The organism is Enterobacter cloacae complex sp. HYC080_NIDB (genome assembly GCF_056673325.1).
The window spans coordinates 4,049,214-4,063,338 of sequence record NZ_CP114212.1; the positions used below are offsets into that span (position 1 = coordinate 4,049,214).

Here is a 14,125-nt window from a genome sequence, read left to right on the forward strand (position 1 = left end):
GTAATGCAGTTTAGCATTACATTCGCATTACATCGAATTCTGGATAACGCCTCTCAAAACCGACTCAAACTCTCCATCGCCACCGTTTTAAACTCGGCAAAATCGCCGCAGCTACAGAGCCGCGTCATGGCGCGCTCGCGCAGGAAGGTGACGAAGATATCGTAGATCGCCATCGCCTCTTCATACTCGCTTTTGCTGATGGCGAGCAGGAAAATCACGTGCGCGGTTTCGTCACCCCACGCAATCCCCTGCGGGGCGAGTACGGTGTAGACCACGGTTTTCTGGGCAAGCAGACCGAGGGAGTGCGGAAGCGCAATGCCGTCACCGAGCATGGTGCTGACGATGGCTTCACGTTCAACCACCGACTCCAGAAACGCCGTCCCCACAAACCCCTCACCTTCAAGCTGTTCGCACAGCTCGCGGAACAGCGTTTGCTGGTCAATCGGCGCGTCGATGATGCGGAAATGGGCGGCGTCGAAGTATTTATCCAGCATCCACGGGCGGGTGCGGTCTACCAGCACCAGCTTGCCAATCTGCTCCAGCTGATAATCAGTCGGAAACGGTGCGATCATCACTACCGGTTTTGCTTTTTCACTGACGCGCGCGGTGGCGATAACAAAGTCCTCGCTGAGCGATTCCACCTGCTCGTACTCGCGCAGCGTGAGCGTGCGCGTGACCTCAATCTGCGGGTATTTACGCTGGAGTACCGCCTCAATCATACGCACCATAGCATTACCGGCGTCACAGACCAGCAGCACGCGCGGCTGGCGCTGGTAGCCAATGTTGTAGTGACGCTCCAGCCCGACGCCAATGTGCAGCACCAGGAAACCAATTTCGTTTTCGCTGATCGCATACGGCGTGTATTTTCCCCAGTTCGATACCGCCGCCAGGGTCATGTCCCAGGCCATCGGGTAGTGCTGCTTGATATTATCCAGCAGCGGATTGGGGATCATGATTTGATACCGCACGCGGGTGATCATCGTCTTGATGTGCGTGAGCAGATCCGCGTGCAGCTGCGCGTCACTGAGCAGGTTGTAGTTGTAGTGGGTGTTGATGTAGCGCAGGATGTAGTTCACCAGCGCCTCTTCGTCATCGGCGTTAATGGCGCTTGGGGCGATCTCTTGGATCTGCCGCGCAGCGATGTGCACGCAGAGCCAGTTCTCCTCCGAGGGTGCAAGCGCTTTGCCCGCCAGTTCCTGAATGGCCACAGCAATATCTTTCGCCGCTTCCCGCACGTTCTCCTCCACATCCTCCGCATGGAATTCCGACAGCGGATAGCCTTCGCTGATGCGTCGCACTGATACCGCGCAGTACAGGCGCAGGAACAACTCCCCTTCGTCCGTCAGGCGAATGTGGTGACGCGTCAGCGCGTCGTGCAGCACTGGTACCATCTTTTCCGCCACGCCCGCATTGAGCGCGACATCCGTCACCAGCGGGTTCAGGCTGTCCTGCTGCGCCAGCTCCCAGAGCAGATCGGTCAGGCAGGCGCGAACCGACATTTCGCTGCCAAACAGCTTCATGCCATGGCGTGGACGGGTTTCCAGCGTCAGGTTATAGCGATGAAAACACTCGCGCACTTCCGCCATGTCGCTTTGCAGCGTGGCGCGGCTGACAAACCACTCGTCCGCCAGGTCCTCCAGCTTAAGCGAAAACGCCGACGTCAGAAAACGCACCACCAGATAATGCACGCGCTCCGCGCCCGTACGGGGAATACGCAGGGCGCGCGGATGGGAGGCCTGGAGCTGCTGATAACGCGCGGCGTCGTCAATTTTAAGCTGATAGCCATTTCCACGGCTCAGAATAAACTGCGCCCCGTGGCTCGCCAGCAGCGCGTTCAGGGCGGTGATGTCAGCACGGACGGTTCGCGTGGAGACCGACAGCCGCTGCGCCAGCTCGTCCTGCGGCAGCGTCTCGTTTTGCAACAGATCGAAAAGTTGCGCTAAACGTTGGTTCGGAAATCGCACGTCGTTGTCCTCTTACGGCTTAGGGTGAAATGACCATCTGGGATGGGCTGCCGACCGGCGTATAGTCTGGCTCGAAGCTCAACTTCCCATCCTGCGCCACGCGAAAACGGGTAATGTTATCGCTGCGCTGGTTCATAACGTACAGCCAGCGTCCTTGTTTATCGAGCGTCAGGGTGCGCGGGTAGTCGCCACGCGTCCACACGTCATCCTGATGCCTCAGCGTGCCTTCTGCTGTTACGGTAAAGTGCCCGATGCTGTTATGCAAACGGTTAGCCACATACAGCTGTTTACCGTCGGCGCTTAACGCCAGCCCGGCAGCAAAACTGGTGCCTTTGTACCCTTTTGGCAGGGCAGAGAGTGTTTTACCCGCTTTCAAGGTGCCGTTGGTATTCACGGTATAATGGGTGAGCGTTGAGGCCTCTTCGTTAATCAGCCACAGGGCATCCCCTTTCGGCGTAAAGACGAAATGGCGAGGTCCGGCCCCTTTCGAGGAGGCGCTGATAAACGGCGGATCGTTGGGGGTCAGCTTTCCGCTTCGATCGTCAAAACGGTACTGATAGATGCGATCTAACCCCAGATCGGTCGAAAATACGTACTTCCCGCTCGGATCGGCGGCGATCATGTGCGCATGAGGACCGTTGTGATCGCTGATAGCAAAACTGCCCTCTACAGCGGCTTCTGGTTTTGCTGCACCCGGTTCGCCCTGATCCTGATGTTTATCCGTGGCATCTCCCAGGCTGCCGTCTGCTTTGACCGGCAAAACGGCAATCGATCCGCTGACGTAGTTTGCCACCAGCAGGTGCTGGCCATTCGGCGTCAGCGAAAGATAAACCGGCCCCGCGCCGCCGGAGGCCACCTGATTCAACTCGCTCAGCTCGCCGTTATCTTCCACCCGCAGCGCCTGCACCACGCCCTGCTCCACTTCGCTTGCCAGATAGAGCGTTTTGCCGTCGTGTGAGACGGCCAACTGCGCGGCGTTCGGCAGTTTGCTCACCAGCGTTTTGTTGCCGAGCGCGCCGGTTTGCGCGTCAACGATAAAACGGTACAGCCCTTCGCCGTTGGGGTTGTAGGTGCCGACCCAGGCATACTGGGTTTGCGCGACGGCGGCGGTAGCAAGCAAAGAGAGTGAAGCAACAAGCAGGTTACGGGTGTGCATGGTGGCTCCTTTGGGTGTTATGACTTAACCAGTTTCTTCGTCATCTCAAGCAGCGTACGCACATCTTCCGGACGCGTATCACCGCTGGCCTTGTCGATAATCGAGCTATAGATATGCGGGATGATCTTGCTCACGCCCGCGTCGAGGGCGATCTGCAGGATCGCCTCAAAGTTTTCCAGATCGATCCCACCGGTCGGTTCCAGCCAGAAGTCGTGACGGGCGCAGGCTTCCGCTACCGCCTGGTATTCGTCACGGCACTTAAGGCCGCCCATCGGGAAGTATTTGATCGAGCTGCCGCCAAAATCTTTCAGCAGGGCAATCGCGGTTTCCACCGGGACGATACCATCCGGTGCCGTGCTGCTCAGCGGACCGGTGGAAATTTTCACCATACCGACGGTGCCGGTCGGCGAGACCAGACCGTTCACCACAGAGTCGTTCTGCCCCAGCAGCGCGCGGCTGGTCGCCACGCCGGTAAAGACCTGGTTGACGTGCTGCGGCTGTACCTGACGGGAGATTTCACTGACCATCGCCGACTGGTTCGGGTCGCCCGCGCCCAGTCCCACGGAAAGCGCGTTATCAATCAGCGCCGCGTACTCGCGCATATCCGCCACCGCGCTTGCCACGTCCGGGTAATTTTTGGAGAGCACGCCCACCAGCACATGGCCTTCCGCCGCCTCGTAAATGGCGCTGGCATTGGCCTTCGAACCTGCCAACACGTTCAGGCAGACGCGGTCACGGTAAAAATTGGGGGTCAGTTTCATGCCTTTTTCTCCTGTCCTAACACTTCGCTAATGCGGCGGTACACGATGTTCAGCTGGTCAGCATTTACGCTGCGCACGTCCGCTTCGATAATCCCTTCGTTGGCCTTGTAGCCACGGAAATAGATGGCGTATTCACCCTGCTTGAGCTTATTCACCAAGTCACCGGTGCCCACGCCGGTGGTCGCTTCGTCAAATTTAATCTCGGTGCGGGCAATATCGCGCCCGGCGCTGTCCCAGACTACGCGCGCGGTGACGCCGTTCAGGGTGTTAAGCGCGTCGATAAACGGCGTCATCTTCGCCACCATCTCGGCACCGCTCTCTTTGGTCGCCGTGAGGTAGTGTTCGATGGCGCAGGTCAGGCCGAGAATGCCCTCTTTACCCACCTTCATCGCGCGGCCAATACCTGCCGTCTGGCGTTTCACCCACTCAACGTACTGGGTTTTGCCGATCACCAGCCCGCTGGTTGGCCCTTCGATCGCCTTCGCACCGCTGTAGATCACCAGATCCGCGCCGGAACGGTAGTAAACATGCAGATCTTCTTCCGCTGCGGCATCGACGATCAGCGGCAGATCGTGTTTACGAGCGACTACTGCCGCCTGCTCGACGCTGAGCATGCTTTTCTGCACGCAGTGGTGAGATTTGATATAGAGGATCGCCGCCGTGCGCGGGGTGATCGCCGCCGCCAGCTGATCGGCGGAACATTCGTTGGCATAGCCCGCTTCGACCAGTTTTCCGCCGCCCAGCGCGACCATGGTGCCCACCGGCGCGCCAAAGTTAACGTTGTGGCCTTTCGGCAGGACAATCTCGTTGTTCGCAATCGGAGTCACGTGCAGGTTTTCCAGCAGCCAGTCGCTGTCTTTGACCAGCACTGCCGCTACGGACTGGGCAATGCCCGCCGACGCGCAGGAGACCACCGTCGCGCCCTCCACATCAAGAAGCTTCGCGATGTATTCCCCGGTTTTGTTGACCAGATCCTTCATCTCAAAATAGTGATTCATGCCGTCCATTGCGGCCTGCACCACTTCCGGGCGCGGCGTGGAAACGCCCAGCGCCGTCATGCGGCCCGAGGTGTTGATAACTTGCTTTAAGTGGTACTTCTCATAAATCGAAGGCATGTTCCGTGCTCCCTTGTTCGGTCATGTAGCCCTTGCCCGCGCGGATCGCGGCAAGCGGCACCAGAATATGTTCAGCCTGCAGGCTGTCGTTTTCGGCATCCGTCAGCACCGTTGGCTGGCGTTTAATCGTGAACAGCGTCAGGTCGGCGTCGAGGCCGGGCTGGATGCGGCCTTTACGCGTCAGGCGCAGACCGTCCGCGGCGTTGGCGGTGACGCAGTCAATGACCTGCGGCAAAGACATGCCGATGGCGAGAAACTTCGACATCACGCTTGCAAGCGACCCGACCGGTCCGTTAATCCGGTTACGGCAGTAGATATCCGAGCTGATGGTGTGCGGCAGAATGCCCATCGCGATGGCGCGTTTCGCCACCTCAAAGCTGAAGCTCGCCGTACCGTGCCCCACGTCCAGACGCACGCCGCGCTTCAGGGCGGAGGTGATGGAGGCGCGCAGCTCGCCGGAGGGCGTCAAAATACGGTTGGGTTTGCCGTTGTAGCAGTGGGTGATGATGTCGCCGGAACTGAGCAGTTCGGCAATCTCGTCGAGGTTCGGCGGGTTGTTGCCGATGTGCACCATCAGCGGCAGATCGCCGTTCTCGCTCTGGATGGCTTTCGCGCGCTCCAGTGGCGTAATGCCGTTTTCACCGACCACGCTGCTGCTCATGCGCGCTTTCAGGCCGACGATAAAATCAGGGTGGCGTTTTATTGCCTGCTTCACGGCATCGGCATCAATATTCGCCATATTGGCCAGTTCGTTCTGGGCAATCAGCCCGACGCGGGAGATGTTCAGCAGGGCAAACACCTCGGTGGCGGCCTTGCGGGTAATTTCATAGAAATCATCCACGTCATCTGCCCCGGTACTGCCGGCATCCACCACGGTGGTGACGCCCGTGGCAATGCCTACGCTGTCCGGCTCGTCGTGATAAATCGGCGAGTTCGGGTAGCAGTGGACGTGAGAGTCAATCCAGCCTGCGCTGACGAACACATCACCGTTCAGCTCAACCGTTTTACGGGCGGGAGCGTCAATGTCACCCAGCGCGGCGATTTTCCCGTCCTGAATGGCGATATCGGTCAGGGTATCGTCGGCGAGGCGCGCGCGGCGCAGGAGTAAATCAAACATGGGGTTCTCCTGATAAGGCGGGCGCCTGAGCGCCCGCGGGTATTAAAGGGCGACCGGGAACAGCCAGCCCAAAATCATTGCACCGAGGATGGCGCCACCGGTGATCGGCTTCTGCCAGATGTAGAACAGCAGCGCGCCCACCAGCGAACCGACGCCGATAGGAATAGAGGCGGTCATGGCGCTGAGGATAATCAACGGCCCGAGGAAGCGGCCTGAGGCGTTACCCGCGCCCATCATCACGTCAGCCCCGTAGGTGGAGTTGCTCTGGTTGATGGTGAACTTACGCGCCAGGATGATGACGTAGCCAATCGCCAGGCCAATCACCAGGCCGGTTATCAGCGCGGCAATAAAGTTGGTCACCGGGAACATAATTCCCGCGCCCAGCAGCAGCGCCGGTACACCAAGGCCTACGCCGGTCTGGATCGCCCCGCCGATATCCAGAATACCGACCAGCGACCCTTCAATAATGCGCGCGAACAGGAAGCTGGCGCCAAACGCGGCGACCGCGCCGTACACGCCGGTGTCCATTCCCGCTTTCAGCATCGCCACGAAGGCCACTTCGTTAAACGCGCCGATGCCGTAGAGGTAGTACATGTGCGTCCCGGCGAACACGCCGGAGGAGAGCAGGCCAACGAAGATCGGGAACGACCAGTCGGCATACCAAAAACCTTTATTCTGTTCCATGTCGAGGCTCCTGTTATTTACCGCTGAGCGAGTTGTGGATCATGTCGAGCCAGTTCGGCACGGTCAGATGGAAGGATTCGATCATCTTCATGTCGAAGCCGCGGAAGAAGCCGCTCAGCACGAAGAGCAGAACGATCGCCGCCATCATCACTTTAGTGACGTGGTTCCAGCCGCACTCTTCAACGCCTTTACCGATCAGGATCCCCAGCACCAGGCCCGGTACGGCGTTACCCATGATCAGCTGTGCCGCGCCGCCAAAGATGGTGGCCCAGAAGCCCGATTTTTTACCGGCGTCGATGGCCGCCAGCCAGAAGATCACCGGCATCACGGTGTTGACCAGCAGGTTCGCAGCGGGCACCAGCACCTTCACGGCGGTGACCTGAAGCGCAGCCGGTACGGAGGAGGCCGTCAGGTTAAGGAAAGTCACGACGATCATGCCGATCACGCCACAGGCAATCGCCATTTTGCGCGGATCGTGCAGCGTTTCGCCGACGTTACGGTTTTTGATCATCAGTGCCGCCGCGCCCCAGTTTGGGATGATGCGGTGGTCAACGTCCTGTGTGAAAGCACCCGCGGCCACGGAAGAGGCCCAGGCGTTAAAGAAGAAACCTAACCCAAAGGAGAAGTGAGAAGCGGGATCCCCTTCGCAGGAGTTCAGTTCCCCCAACGTACGAAACGCGCCCATACCCTGAGTGGTAGGCGCATGAAACATGCGTGCAGCCCCGGCCCCAACACCGACGCCTACCAGGCCGCCGATAATGAGCGATTTTATTAATATAATTAAGAACATCAGTCTGCCCTTTTATGAATAATCAGCGTTGCGTGACGAAGTCCACCCGATCGAGATTGATGGCGGTCACGTTGACGATCACATCCAGCTCCACGCTGTAGGTGCGTCTTTCCCGGCGCAAAAAGAAGAACAGAAACGCTTCTTTACGCACCGCTTCTTGCGCCTGAACGACCTGCACATCCTGTGGCTCAATACGCAGTAAGATATGCGGTGAGGCTTTCATCACCGCGGCCTGAACGTGGTTGAGCGCGTCGGCAAAGGCGCGCGCTTTGGCGTCGCCCTTCCCCTTCACTCTCACCGTGGTTGTGAACTGTTCTTTCATGCTTATGCGCCGTGTTTCTTCTGCCACGCCTGCACCAGACGCTCGCCCAGCTCTTCTTTGTCCATAAAGCCAAAGCCCAGCACGTTGCAGCCTTCGTTGATGGCGGTGACGCCTTCATCCACCGAACGCATGCCGTATTTGGCTTTGTAGCCATACTTGGTTTGCGCGGTAATCGCGCCCGCGCCGCCGCTGCCGCAGAAGGAGATGCCGAAGGTGGCGTTTTCCGCTTTCATTACGTCGCCGAGCTTCATATCCGCTGCCATGCCCGGCACAACCACCGCGCGTCCACCTGCTTTTTCCACCCCGGCCGCCACTTTCTGACCTTTACCCAGGCGATCGCCAATCACGACTGTAATCTGTTCCATGTGTTGCTCCTTAAAGGTTGTCTTTCGCGACTTCAAAGTGAACGGAGAGCAGCCAGGCCTCTTCATCAGGAAGGTTGCCAAACTGCGCCACCACTTCACGGGCAAGCCGCATTGAATCCGGTGAAATTTCGTCAAACAGCTCTGCTTCAACCTCCGGCAGCGGCTCGCCGGTCACGGACCGGTGCGCCATGGCGCGAACGTGGGAGGTGAGCATCTGCTCCTGTACTGCGTTGGGGATGATGTTGTGCCGGGCCAGCAGGGCATAGACCTGCTGTAGCATGGTGTTCGCGAGCTGTTCTGTTTGCACCGCCTGTTCCCCAACATCGTTCATTACCGCTCCGTTAATCACTCGTCTTACCCCGTTAATGGCTCTGGAATAAAACTAACGGTGGGGAGGAAGGGTTTGTAGAGAGTTGTTTTCCACTTCGAAGTGGAAAGGCAAGCCGCGGCAGTGATCTGTGCCACATAAATACGGTGAATGCGGTCAAATCAATGCATTTACGTGATGAATATCACTGATTCCAGCGGTCAAAGGCGGGCAGAGGCAACGAAAACGTTCAGGCGTGGTAATGCAAAAATGTGATGGCGATAGGGTTTACTTATCACCACGCAAAAAAAAACGGGAGCCACTGGCTCCCGTTGGGTGTTGGTCCGATGCGCGATCGGTTAACGGTATTTCTTGTGATACGTGTTGCGGGTCGTCACGAACTGCTCGGCCGCCGCCTGAGCTTCTTTGACTTTGCCTTCGTTGGCCAGCTTCAGCGCGCCGTCGATCTGGCCGACCAGCACGTCAAAGCCGTGGCGATAGTCTTTCATCTCTGCGCTGTCAGCCGCTTTGCTTTCCAGCTTCGGCGGTGTCGCTTTTTGGGCGTCCAGCGCCGCTTCACGCATTTTGGTCAGGGCGTCTTTCATTTCCGCCGCATTGTCCGTCTTTTGCACCACCTTCAGGTTTTGCCCGAGGATGCCCATGTCTTCTTCAAGATCGGCAGCAAACGCAGAAGAGCCAAGAACCAGCGTTGAAGCCGCGACGATCGCTAACAGATGTTTACGCATTGCTCACTTCCTTTTTTATTATTAACAAAACGCTATCTTTATTGACCCGCAATTTTCATCTCGGGCAGCAGTACAGAACCACACTGTATATTGCTACGTGTTTCAATATCGTTACCGACCGTAACGATGTTGCGCCACATGTCCTTCAGGTTGCCGGCGATGGTGATTTCGCTCACCGGATACTGAATTTCACCGTTTTCGACCCAGAAGCCCGCCGCCCCGCGAGAATAGTCTCCGGTGATGCCGCTGACGCCCTGGCCCATCAGTTCGGTTACCACCAGACCGGTGCCCATCTCTTTCAGCATCTGCTCAAAGTTCAGGCCCTGCCCGGCAATACGCCAGTTATGGATACCGCCCGCGTGACCAGTACTTTTCAGCCCCAGCTTGCGCGCGGAGTAGTTGGTCAGCAGCCACTGGGTCAGAATGCCGTCCTTAACGATATCGCGGCGTTCCGTGCGCACACCTTCGCTGTCGAACGGCGTAGAGGCCAGCCCTTTCAGCAGATGCGGGTGTTCTTCAATGGTCAGCCATTCCGGCAGGATCTGCTTGCCCAGCGAGTCGAGCAGGAAGGTGGATTTACGGTAAACGGAGCCACCGGCGATAGCGCCCACCAGATGACCAAACAGACCGGTTGCCACTTCATTGGCAAAAATCACCGGGGCTTTCATGGTAGAGAGTTTACGCGGCGACAGGCGAGACAGCGTGCGTTCGGCACACTCTTTGCCCACCCACTCCGGCGACTGCAAATCCCCCAGCGCGCGGCCAATGGTGTAAGCGTAGTCACGCTCCATGTCACCGTTCTCTTCGGCGATGACGCAGCTGGAGAGCGAGTGACGGGTGGAGCAGTAGCCCTGCAGCATGCCGTGGCTGTTGCCGAAAACTTTGATGCCGTAGTGGCTGTTGAAGCTGCCGCCTTCGGTATTGGTGATGCGCTTGTCGGCCTGCAGGGAAGCCTGCTCGGCACGCGCGGCCAGCTCGATGGCTTCATCCGGGGTGACTTCTGCCGGGTGGAAGAGATCAAGATCCGGCGCGTCAAAGGCCAGCAGCTCTTTATCGGCCACGCCGGCGTAAGGATCCGGCGAGGTGTATCGGGCGATATCCAGCGCCGCCTGCACCGTGCGGGCAATGGCATCCGGGCTGAGATCGGTAGACGACGCGCTGCCTTTGCGATTCTGGTGATACACCGTGATCCCAAGCGCGCCATCGCTATTGAATTCTACGTTCTCCACTTCGCCATAGCGGGTGCTCACGCTGATACCGGTGGTTTTGCTGACCGCCACTTCGGCGCCATCTGATTTTTCTGAAGCAAGCATCAGCGCGGTGGAGACGGCTTCTTCCAGAATCTTACGCTGCGCTTCAACTTGTGAGGTTACTTTCATCGCAAATGCCATACTGTAAGAGAGAGTTAAATGAAGTCTAACAGAGAACCGTTTTTCAGTGCGCGTCTTAACTGGTAACATTAGCCTCTTTTTTTAAGGAGCCTGACATGACTAAGCAGCCCGAAGACTGGCTCGACGACGTTCCCGGTGATGACATCGAAGACGAAGATGATGAGATCATCTGGGTCAGTAAAAGTGAAATTAAACGCGACGCCGAAGAGTTAAAACAGCTTGGCGCAGAAATGGTAGAACTGGGTAAAAACGCGCTGGACAAAATCCCGCTCGACCAGGATCTGCGTGATGCCATTGAACTGGCACAGAAAATCAAAAAAGAAGGCCGTCGTCGCCAGCTTCAGCTTATCGGGAAAATGCTGCGTCAGCGCGACGTAGATCCGATCCGCCAGGCGCTGGATAAACTGAAAAACCGCCACAACCAGCAGGTTGCGCTGTTCCATAAGCTGGAGCAGATCCGCGATCGTCTGATTGAACAGGGCGATGATGCAGTACCGGAAGTGCTGAACCTGTGGCCGAATGCCGACCGTCAGCAGCTGCGCTCTTTGATCCGCAACGCGAAGAAAGAGAAAGAAGGGAATAAACCGCCGAAGTCTGCGCGTCTGATTTTCCAGTATCTGCGCGAGCTGTCTGAGAACGAAGGATAATCGGTGCGGTTTTGCGCCGGATGGCGGCGTAAACGCCTTATCCGGCCTACAAGGTCGTGCAAAATCCAGGCCCGGTAAGCGCTAGCGCCACCGGGCTTTTTTTTACTCTGCGGCCTCGGCCTTTTTCGCCAGACCGTCCAGCAGCTTCTGATGGATCCCACCAAACCCGCCGTTGCTCATCACCAGAATATGGTCGCCAGGCTGTGCGGCTTTGACCACCATATCCGCGAGCGCATCCACATCCGCACTCCAGTGGGCAGGCTGAATGCAGGCATCGGCCACTTCCGCCACCTGCCACGGAATATGCTGCGGCTGCAGCAGGAAGACTTCATCGGCACGGCCTAACGACGGGGCCAGATCGTCTTTGCAGATGCCCATTTTCATGGTGTTCGAGCGCGGTTCCAGCACGGCCAGAATGCGCGCGGTGCCGCCGACCTTGCCACGCAACGCGGCAAGCGTCGCCAGAATAGCCGTTGGGTGGTGCGCGAAATCGTCATACACCGTCACGCCATTCGCTTCACCGCGCAGTTCCAGACGGCGGCGGGCATTGATAAACGTGCCCAGCGCATTGGCGGCATCCGCAGGCAGAACGCCGACATGACGCGCAGCTGCAATCGCCATCAGGCCGTTGTGCATGTTGTGTTCGCCCACCAAGCCCCACTTCACCTCACCCACTTTTTCGCCGTCGAGCAACACTTCCCACTCGGAGGCATCCGCGTTGAGTTTCTTCGCCTGCCAGTGACCCTGCTCGCCCACCAGCTCCTGCTCGCTCCAGCAGCCCATCGCCAGAGTCTGCTTCAGGTTGATGTCATTCTCCGGCAGGATGATACGGCCCTGCCCCGGCACGATGCGCACCAGGTGGTGGAACTGCTTCTGAATCGCTTTCAGGTCGTCAAAAATATCCGCGTGATCGAACTCAAGGTTGTTGAGGATCAGCGTGCGCGGGCAGTAATGGACAAACTTGGAGCGTTTGTCGAAGAACGCGCAGTCGTATTCATCCGCTTCAATGACAAAGAATGGGCTATCGCCCAGACGCGCAGAAACGTCGAAGTTACCCGGCACGCCGCCGATCACAAAGCCCGGCTTGTAGCCACAGGCTTCGAGGATCCAGGTCGCCATGCCGGCGGTGGTGGTTTTGCCGTGGGTACCCGCAACGGCAACCACCCAGCGGTCACGCAGGACGAAATCATGCAGCCATTGCGGGCCGGACATGAATGGAATATTGCGCTCCAGCACCGCTTCAACGCACGGATTGCCGCGGGTCATGGCATTGCCAATAATGACCAGATCCGGCTCGGGATCCAGCTGGCTGGCATCGTAGCCCTGAATCAGAGAGATACCCTGCTTCTCCAGAAGCGTGCTCATCGGCGGATACACATTGGCGTCCGAACCTGTCACTTCTGGCCCAGCGAGCGCGCCAGCATTGCCAGCCCGCCCATGAAAGTGCCACAAATCCCCAATATATGAATGCGCATACGTCACTATCCTTCTTCAATGTGGCGCACATTTTACTCACATGTTAGCGGCTGTGAAACGCATTTCAGGTAAATCCGTATGTTGCTGGCGCGATTCACCTCTGCGCTACTATTTGAATATTTGTTAAGATTGTTGGGCTTTAGTCGTTTTAGTGAACATACAATCGCTCTACTCACAAAGATGCAGGGAAAGTGTTATGAAAACGTTAGGTGAATTTATTGTCGAAAAGCAGCACGAGTTCTCTCATGCTACGGGTGAACTCACTGCTTTGCTGTCGGCAATAAAGCTGGGCGCTAAGATCATCCATCGTGATATCAACAAGGCCGGTCTGGTCGATATCCTGGGTGCCAGCGGTGCCGAGAACGTTCAGGGCGAGGTTCAACAGAAACTCGATCTGTTCGCAAATGAAAAACTGAAAGCTGCACTGCGCGCGCGCGACATCGTTGCGGGTATCGCCTCCGAAGAAGAAGATGAAATTGTTGTTTTCGAAGGGTGTGAACACGCGAAATACGTTGTACTGATGGATCCGCTCGACGGTTCCTCCAACATCGACGTTAACGTTTCTGTCGGTACCATTTTCTCCATCTACCGCCGCGTCACGCCTGTTGGTACGCCGGTGACCGAGGAAGATTTCCTGCAGCCGGGCAGTAATCAGGTGGCTGCCGGTTACGTCGTCTATGGCTCCTCCACCATGCTGGTGTACACCACCGGGTGTGGCGTTCACGCCTTTACCTACGATCCATCGCTGGGCGTCTTCTGTCTGAGCCAGGAGCGTATGCGCTTCCCGGAGAAGGGCAACACCTACTCCATCAACGAAGGCAACTACATCCGATTCCCGAACGGCGTGAAGAAGTACATCAAATTCTGTCAGGAAGAAGATAAAGCGACTCAGCGCCCGTACACCTCCCGCTATATTGGCTCGCTGGTCGCGGATTTCCACCGTAACCTGCTGAAAGGCGGTATCTACCTCTACCCAAGTACCGCCAGCCACCCTGACGGAAAGCTGCGCCTGCTGTACGAGTGCAACCCAATGGCGTTCCTGGCCGAACAGGCGGGCGGCAAGGCGAGCGACGGTAAAGAGCGTATTCTGGACATCGTGCCGGAAAGCCTCCACCAGCGTCGTTCCTTCTTCGTCGGCAACAACCACATGGTTGAAGACGTTGAGCGCTTTATCCGCGAGTATCCGGACGCGTAATCTCTCACTCCCGGGGAGCCCGTCTGGCTCCCCAACACATTTATATCTTTTACCGTATAAGTGTTTATAAAAAACACGCTTTAATATTC

Annotated in this window: 14 protein-coding genes and 1 pseudogene; 2 read left to right on the plus strand and 13 right to left on the minus strand. The window is 57.5% G+C overall.

The annotated features are described in order from the left end of the window. Positions 1–53 precede the first annotated feature (53 nt). The 12 genes from O1723_RS19215 to pmbA form a co-directional block, all read right to left on the minus strand. Positions 54–1,964 carry a BglG family transcription antiterminator gene (locus tag O1723_RS19215; RefSeq protein ID WP_248191068.1) on the minus strand — a complete coding sequence of 637 codons (1,911 nt, stop codon included), beginning with the start codon at positions 1,962–1,964 and terminating at the stop codon, positions 54–56. 19 nt (positions 1,965–1,983) lie between these two features. Next, positions 1,984–3,120: a lactonase family protein gene (locus tag O1723_RS19220; protein WP_014882289.1), complete on the minus strand. Its 1,137-nt coding sequence runs from the start codon at positions 3,118–3,120 to the stop codon at positions 1,984–1,986. Between the two features lie 17 nt (positions 3,121–3,137). Continuing rightward, positions 3,138–3,881 carry a 2-dehydro-3-deoxy-phosphogluconate aldolase gene (gene dagF / locus O1723_RS19225; protein WP_023331886.1) on the minus strand — a complete coding sequence of 248 codons (744 nt, stop codon included), beginning with the start codon at positions 3,879–3,881 and terminating at the stop codon, positions 3,138–3,140. Further along, entirely contained in the window at positions 3,878–4,996 is a 1,119-nt protein-coding gene (locus tag O1723_RS19230) for a DgaE family pyridoxal phosphate-dependent ammonia lyase (RefSeq protein ID WP_014882287.1), read from the minus strand. Before O1723_RS19230 ends, dagF begins: the two co-directional genes overlap by 4 nt. Further along, positions 4,980–6,113: an amidohydrolase/deacetylase family metallohydrolase gene (locus O1723_RS19235; RefSeq protein WP_014882286.1), complete on the minus strand. Its 1,134-nt coding sequence runs from the start codon at positions 6,111–6,113 to the stop codon at positions 4,980–4,982. Before O1723_RS19235 ends, O1723_RS19230 begins: the two co-directional genes overlap by 17 nt. Positions 6,114–6,155: 42 nt before the next feature. Then, positions 6,156–6,797 carry a DUF4310 family protein gene (locus O1723_RS19240; protein ID WP_014882285.1) on the minus strand — a complete coding sequence of 214 codons (642 nt, stop codon included), beginning with the start codon at positions 6,795–6,797 and terminating at the stop codon, positions 6,156–6,158. 13 nt (positions 6,798–6,810) lie between these two features. Next, positions 6,811–7,587 carry a DUF4311 domain-containing protein gene (locus tag O1723_RS19245; RefSeq protein ID WP_014882284.1) on the minus strand — a complete coding sequence of 259 codons (777 nt, stop codon included), beginning with the start codon at positions 7,585–7,587 and terminating at the stop codon, positions 6,811–6,813. A gap of 22 nt (positions 7,588–7,609) precedes the next feature. Then, positions 7,610–7,909, minus strand: a complete 300-nt coding sequence (locus O1723_RS19250) for a DUF4312 family protein (protein ID WP_014882283.1) — start codon at positions 7,907–7,909, stop codon at positions 7,610–7,612. Positions 7,910–7,911: 2 nt separating this feature from the next. Continuing rightward, entirely contained in the window at positions 7,912–8,274 is a 363-nt protein-coding gene (locus O1723_RS19255; protein ID WP_006179053.1) for an SFCGS family glycine-rich protein, read from the minus strand. A 10-nt stretch (positions 8,275–8,284) separates the two neighbouring features. Continuing rightward, a complete protein-coding gene (locus O1723_RS19260; protein WP_086527803.1) occupies positions 8,285–8,623 on the minus strand; it encodes a glycine dehydrogenase in 339 nt (112 codons plus the stop codon). Positions 8,624–8,940: 317 nt separating this feature from the next. Further along, positions 8,941–9,327, minus strand: a complete 387-nt coding sequence (gene cybC, locus O1723_RS19265) for a cytochrome b562 (RefSeq protein ID WP_014882281.1) — start codon at positions 9,325–9,327, stop codon at positions 8,941–8,943. 38 nt (positions 9,328–9,365) lie between these two features. Continuing rightward, a complete protein-coding gene (gene pmbA / locus O1723_RS19270; protein WP_023336694.1) occupies positions 9,366–10,718 on the minus strand; it encodes a metalloprotease PmbA in 1,353 nt (450 codons plus the stop codon). A 95-nt stretch (positions 10,719–10,813) separates the two neighbouring features. Here pmbA and yjgA point away from each other — a divergent pair, with 95 nt between their 5' ends. Continuing rightward, a complete protein-coding gene (yjgA, locus tag O1723_RS19275; protein WP_014882279.1) occupies positions 10,814–11,365 on the plus strand; it encodes a ribosome biogenesis factor YjgA in 552 nt (183 codons plus the stop codon). A gap of 102 nt (positions 11,366–11,467) precedes the next feature. On the opposite strand, the pseudogene mpl reads toward yjgA, so the two are convergent. After that, positions 11,468–12,840 (minus strand): annotated as a pseudogene (mpl, locus tag O1723_RS19280) (UDP-N-acetylmuramate:L-alanyl-gamma-D-glutamyl-meso-diaminopimelate ligase). 197 nt (positions 12,841–13,037) lie between these two features. On the opposite strand from mpl, the gene fbp reads away from it, so the two are divergent. Next, the gene (gene fbp, locus O1723_RS19285) at positions 13,038–14,036 is read left to right on the plus strand and encodes a class 1 fructose-bisphosphatase (RefSeq protein WP_014882277.1); all 999 of its coding nucleotides are present in this window, start codon (positions 13,038–13,040) and stop codon (positions 14,034–14,036) included. The last annotated feature ends 89 nt before the right edge of the window (positions 14,037–14,125 follow it).

Bases quoted from the DNA above. Each gene is read 5' to 3' on its own strand.
- O1723_RS19245 (WP_014882284.1), bottom strand. From the start codon at position 7,587: ATGTTCTTAATTATATTAATAAAATCGCTCATTATCGGCGGCCTGGTA.
- cybC (WP_014882281.1), bottom strand. From the start codon at position 9,327: ATGCGTAAACATCTGTTAGCGATCGTCGCGGCTTCAACGCTGGTTCTT.
- dagF (WP_023331886.1), bottom strand. From the start codon at position 3,881: ATGAAACTGACCCCCAATTTTTACCGTGACCGCGTCTGCCTGAACGTG.
- O1723_RS19220 (WP_014882289.1), bottom strand. From the start codon at position 3,120: ATGCACACCCGTAACCTGCTTGTTGCTTCACTCTCTTTGCTTGCTACC.
- O1723_RS19255 (WP_006179053.1), bottom strand. From the start codon at position 8,274: ATGGAACAGATTACAGTCGTGATTGGCGATCGCCTGGGTAAAGGTCAG.
- O1723_RS19230 (WP_014882287.1), bottom strand. From the start codon at position 4,996: ATGCCTTCGATTTATGAGAAGTACCACTTAAAGCAAGTTATCAACACC.
- yjgA (WP_014882279.1), top strand. From the start codon at position 10,814: ATGACTAAGCAGCCCGAAGACTGGCTCGACGACGTTCCCGGTGATGAC.
- fbp (WP_014882277.1), top strand. From the start codon at position 13,038: ATGAAAACGTTAGGTGAATTTATTGTCGAAAAGCAGCACGAGTTCTCT.
- O1723_RS19235 (WP_014882286.1), bottom strand. From the start codon at position 6,113: ATGTTTGATTTACTCCTGCGCCGCGCGCGCCTCGCCGACGATACCCTG.
- pmbA (WP_023336694.1), bottom strand. From the start codon at position 10,718: ATGGCATTTGCGATGAAAGTAACCTCACAAGTTGAAGCGCAGCGTAAG.
- O1723_RS19250 (WP_014882283.1), bottom strand. From the start codon at position 7,909: ATGAAAGAACAGTTCACAACCACGGTGAGAGTGAAGGGGAAGGGCGAC.
- O1723_RS19240 (WP_014882285.1), bottom strand. From the start codon at position 6,797: ATGGAACAGAATAAAGGTTTTTGGTATGCCGACTGGTCGTTCCCGATC.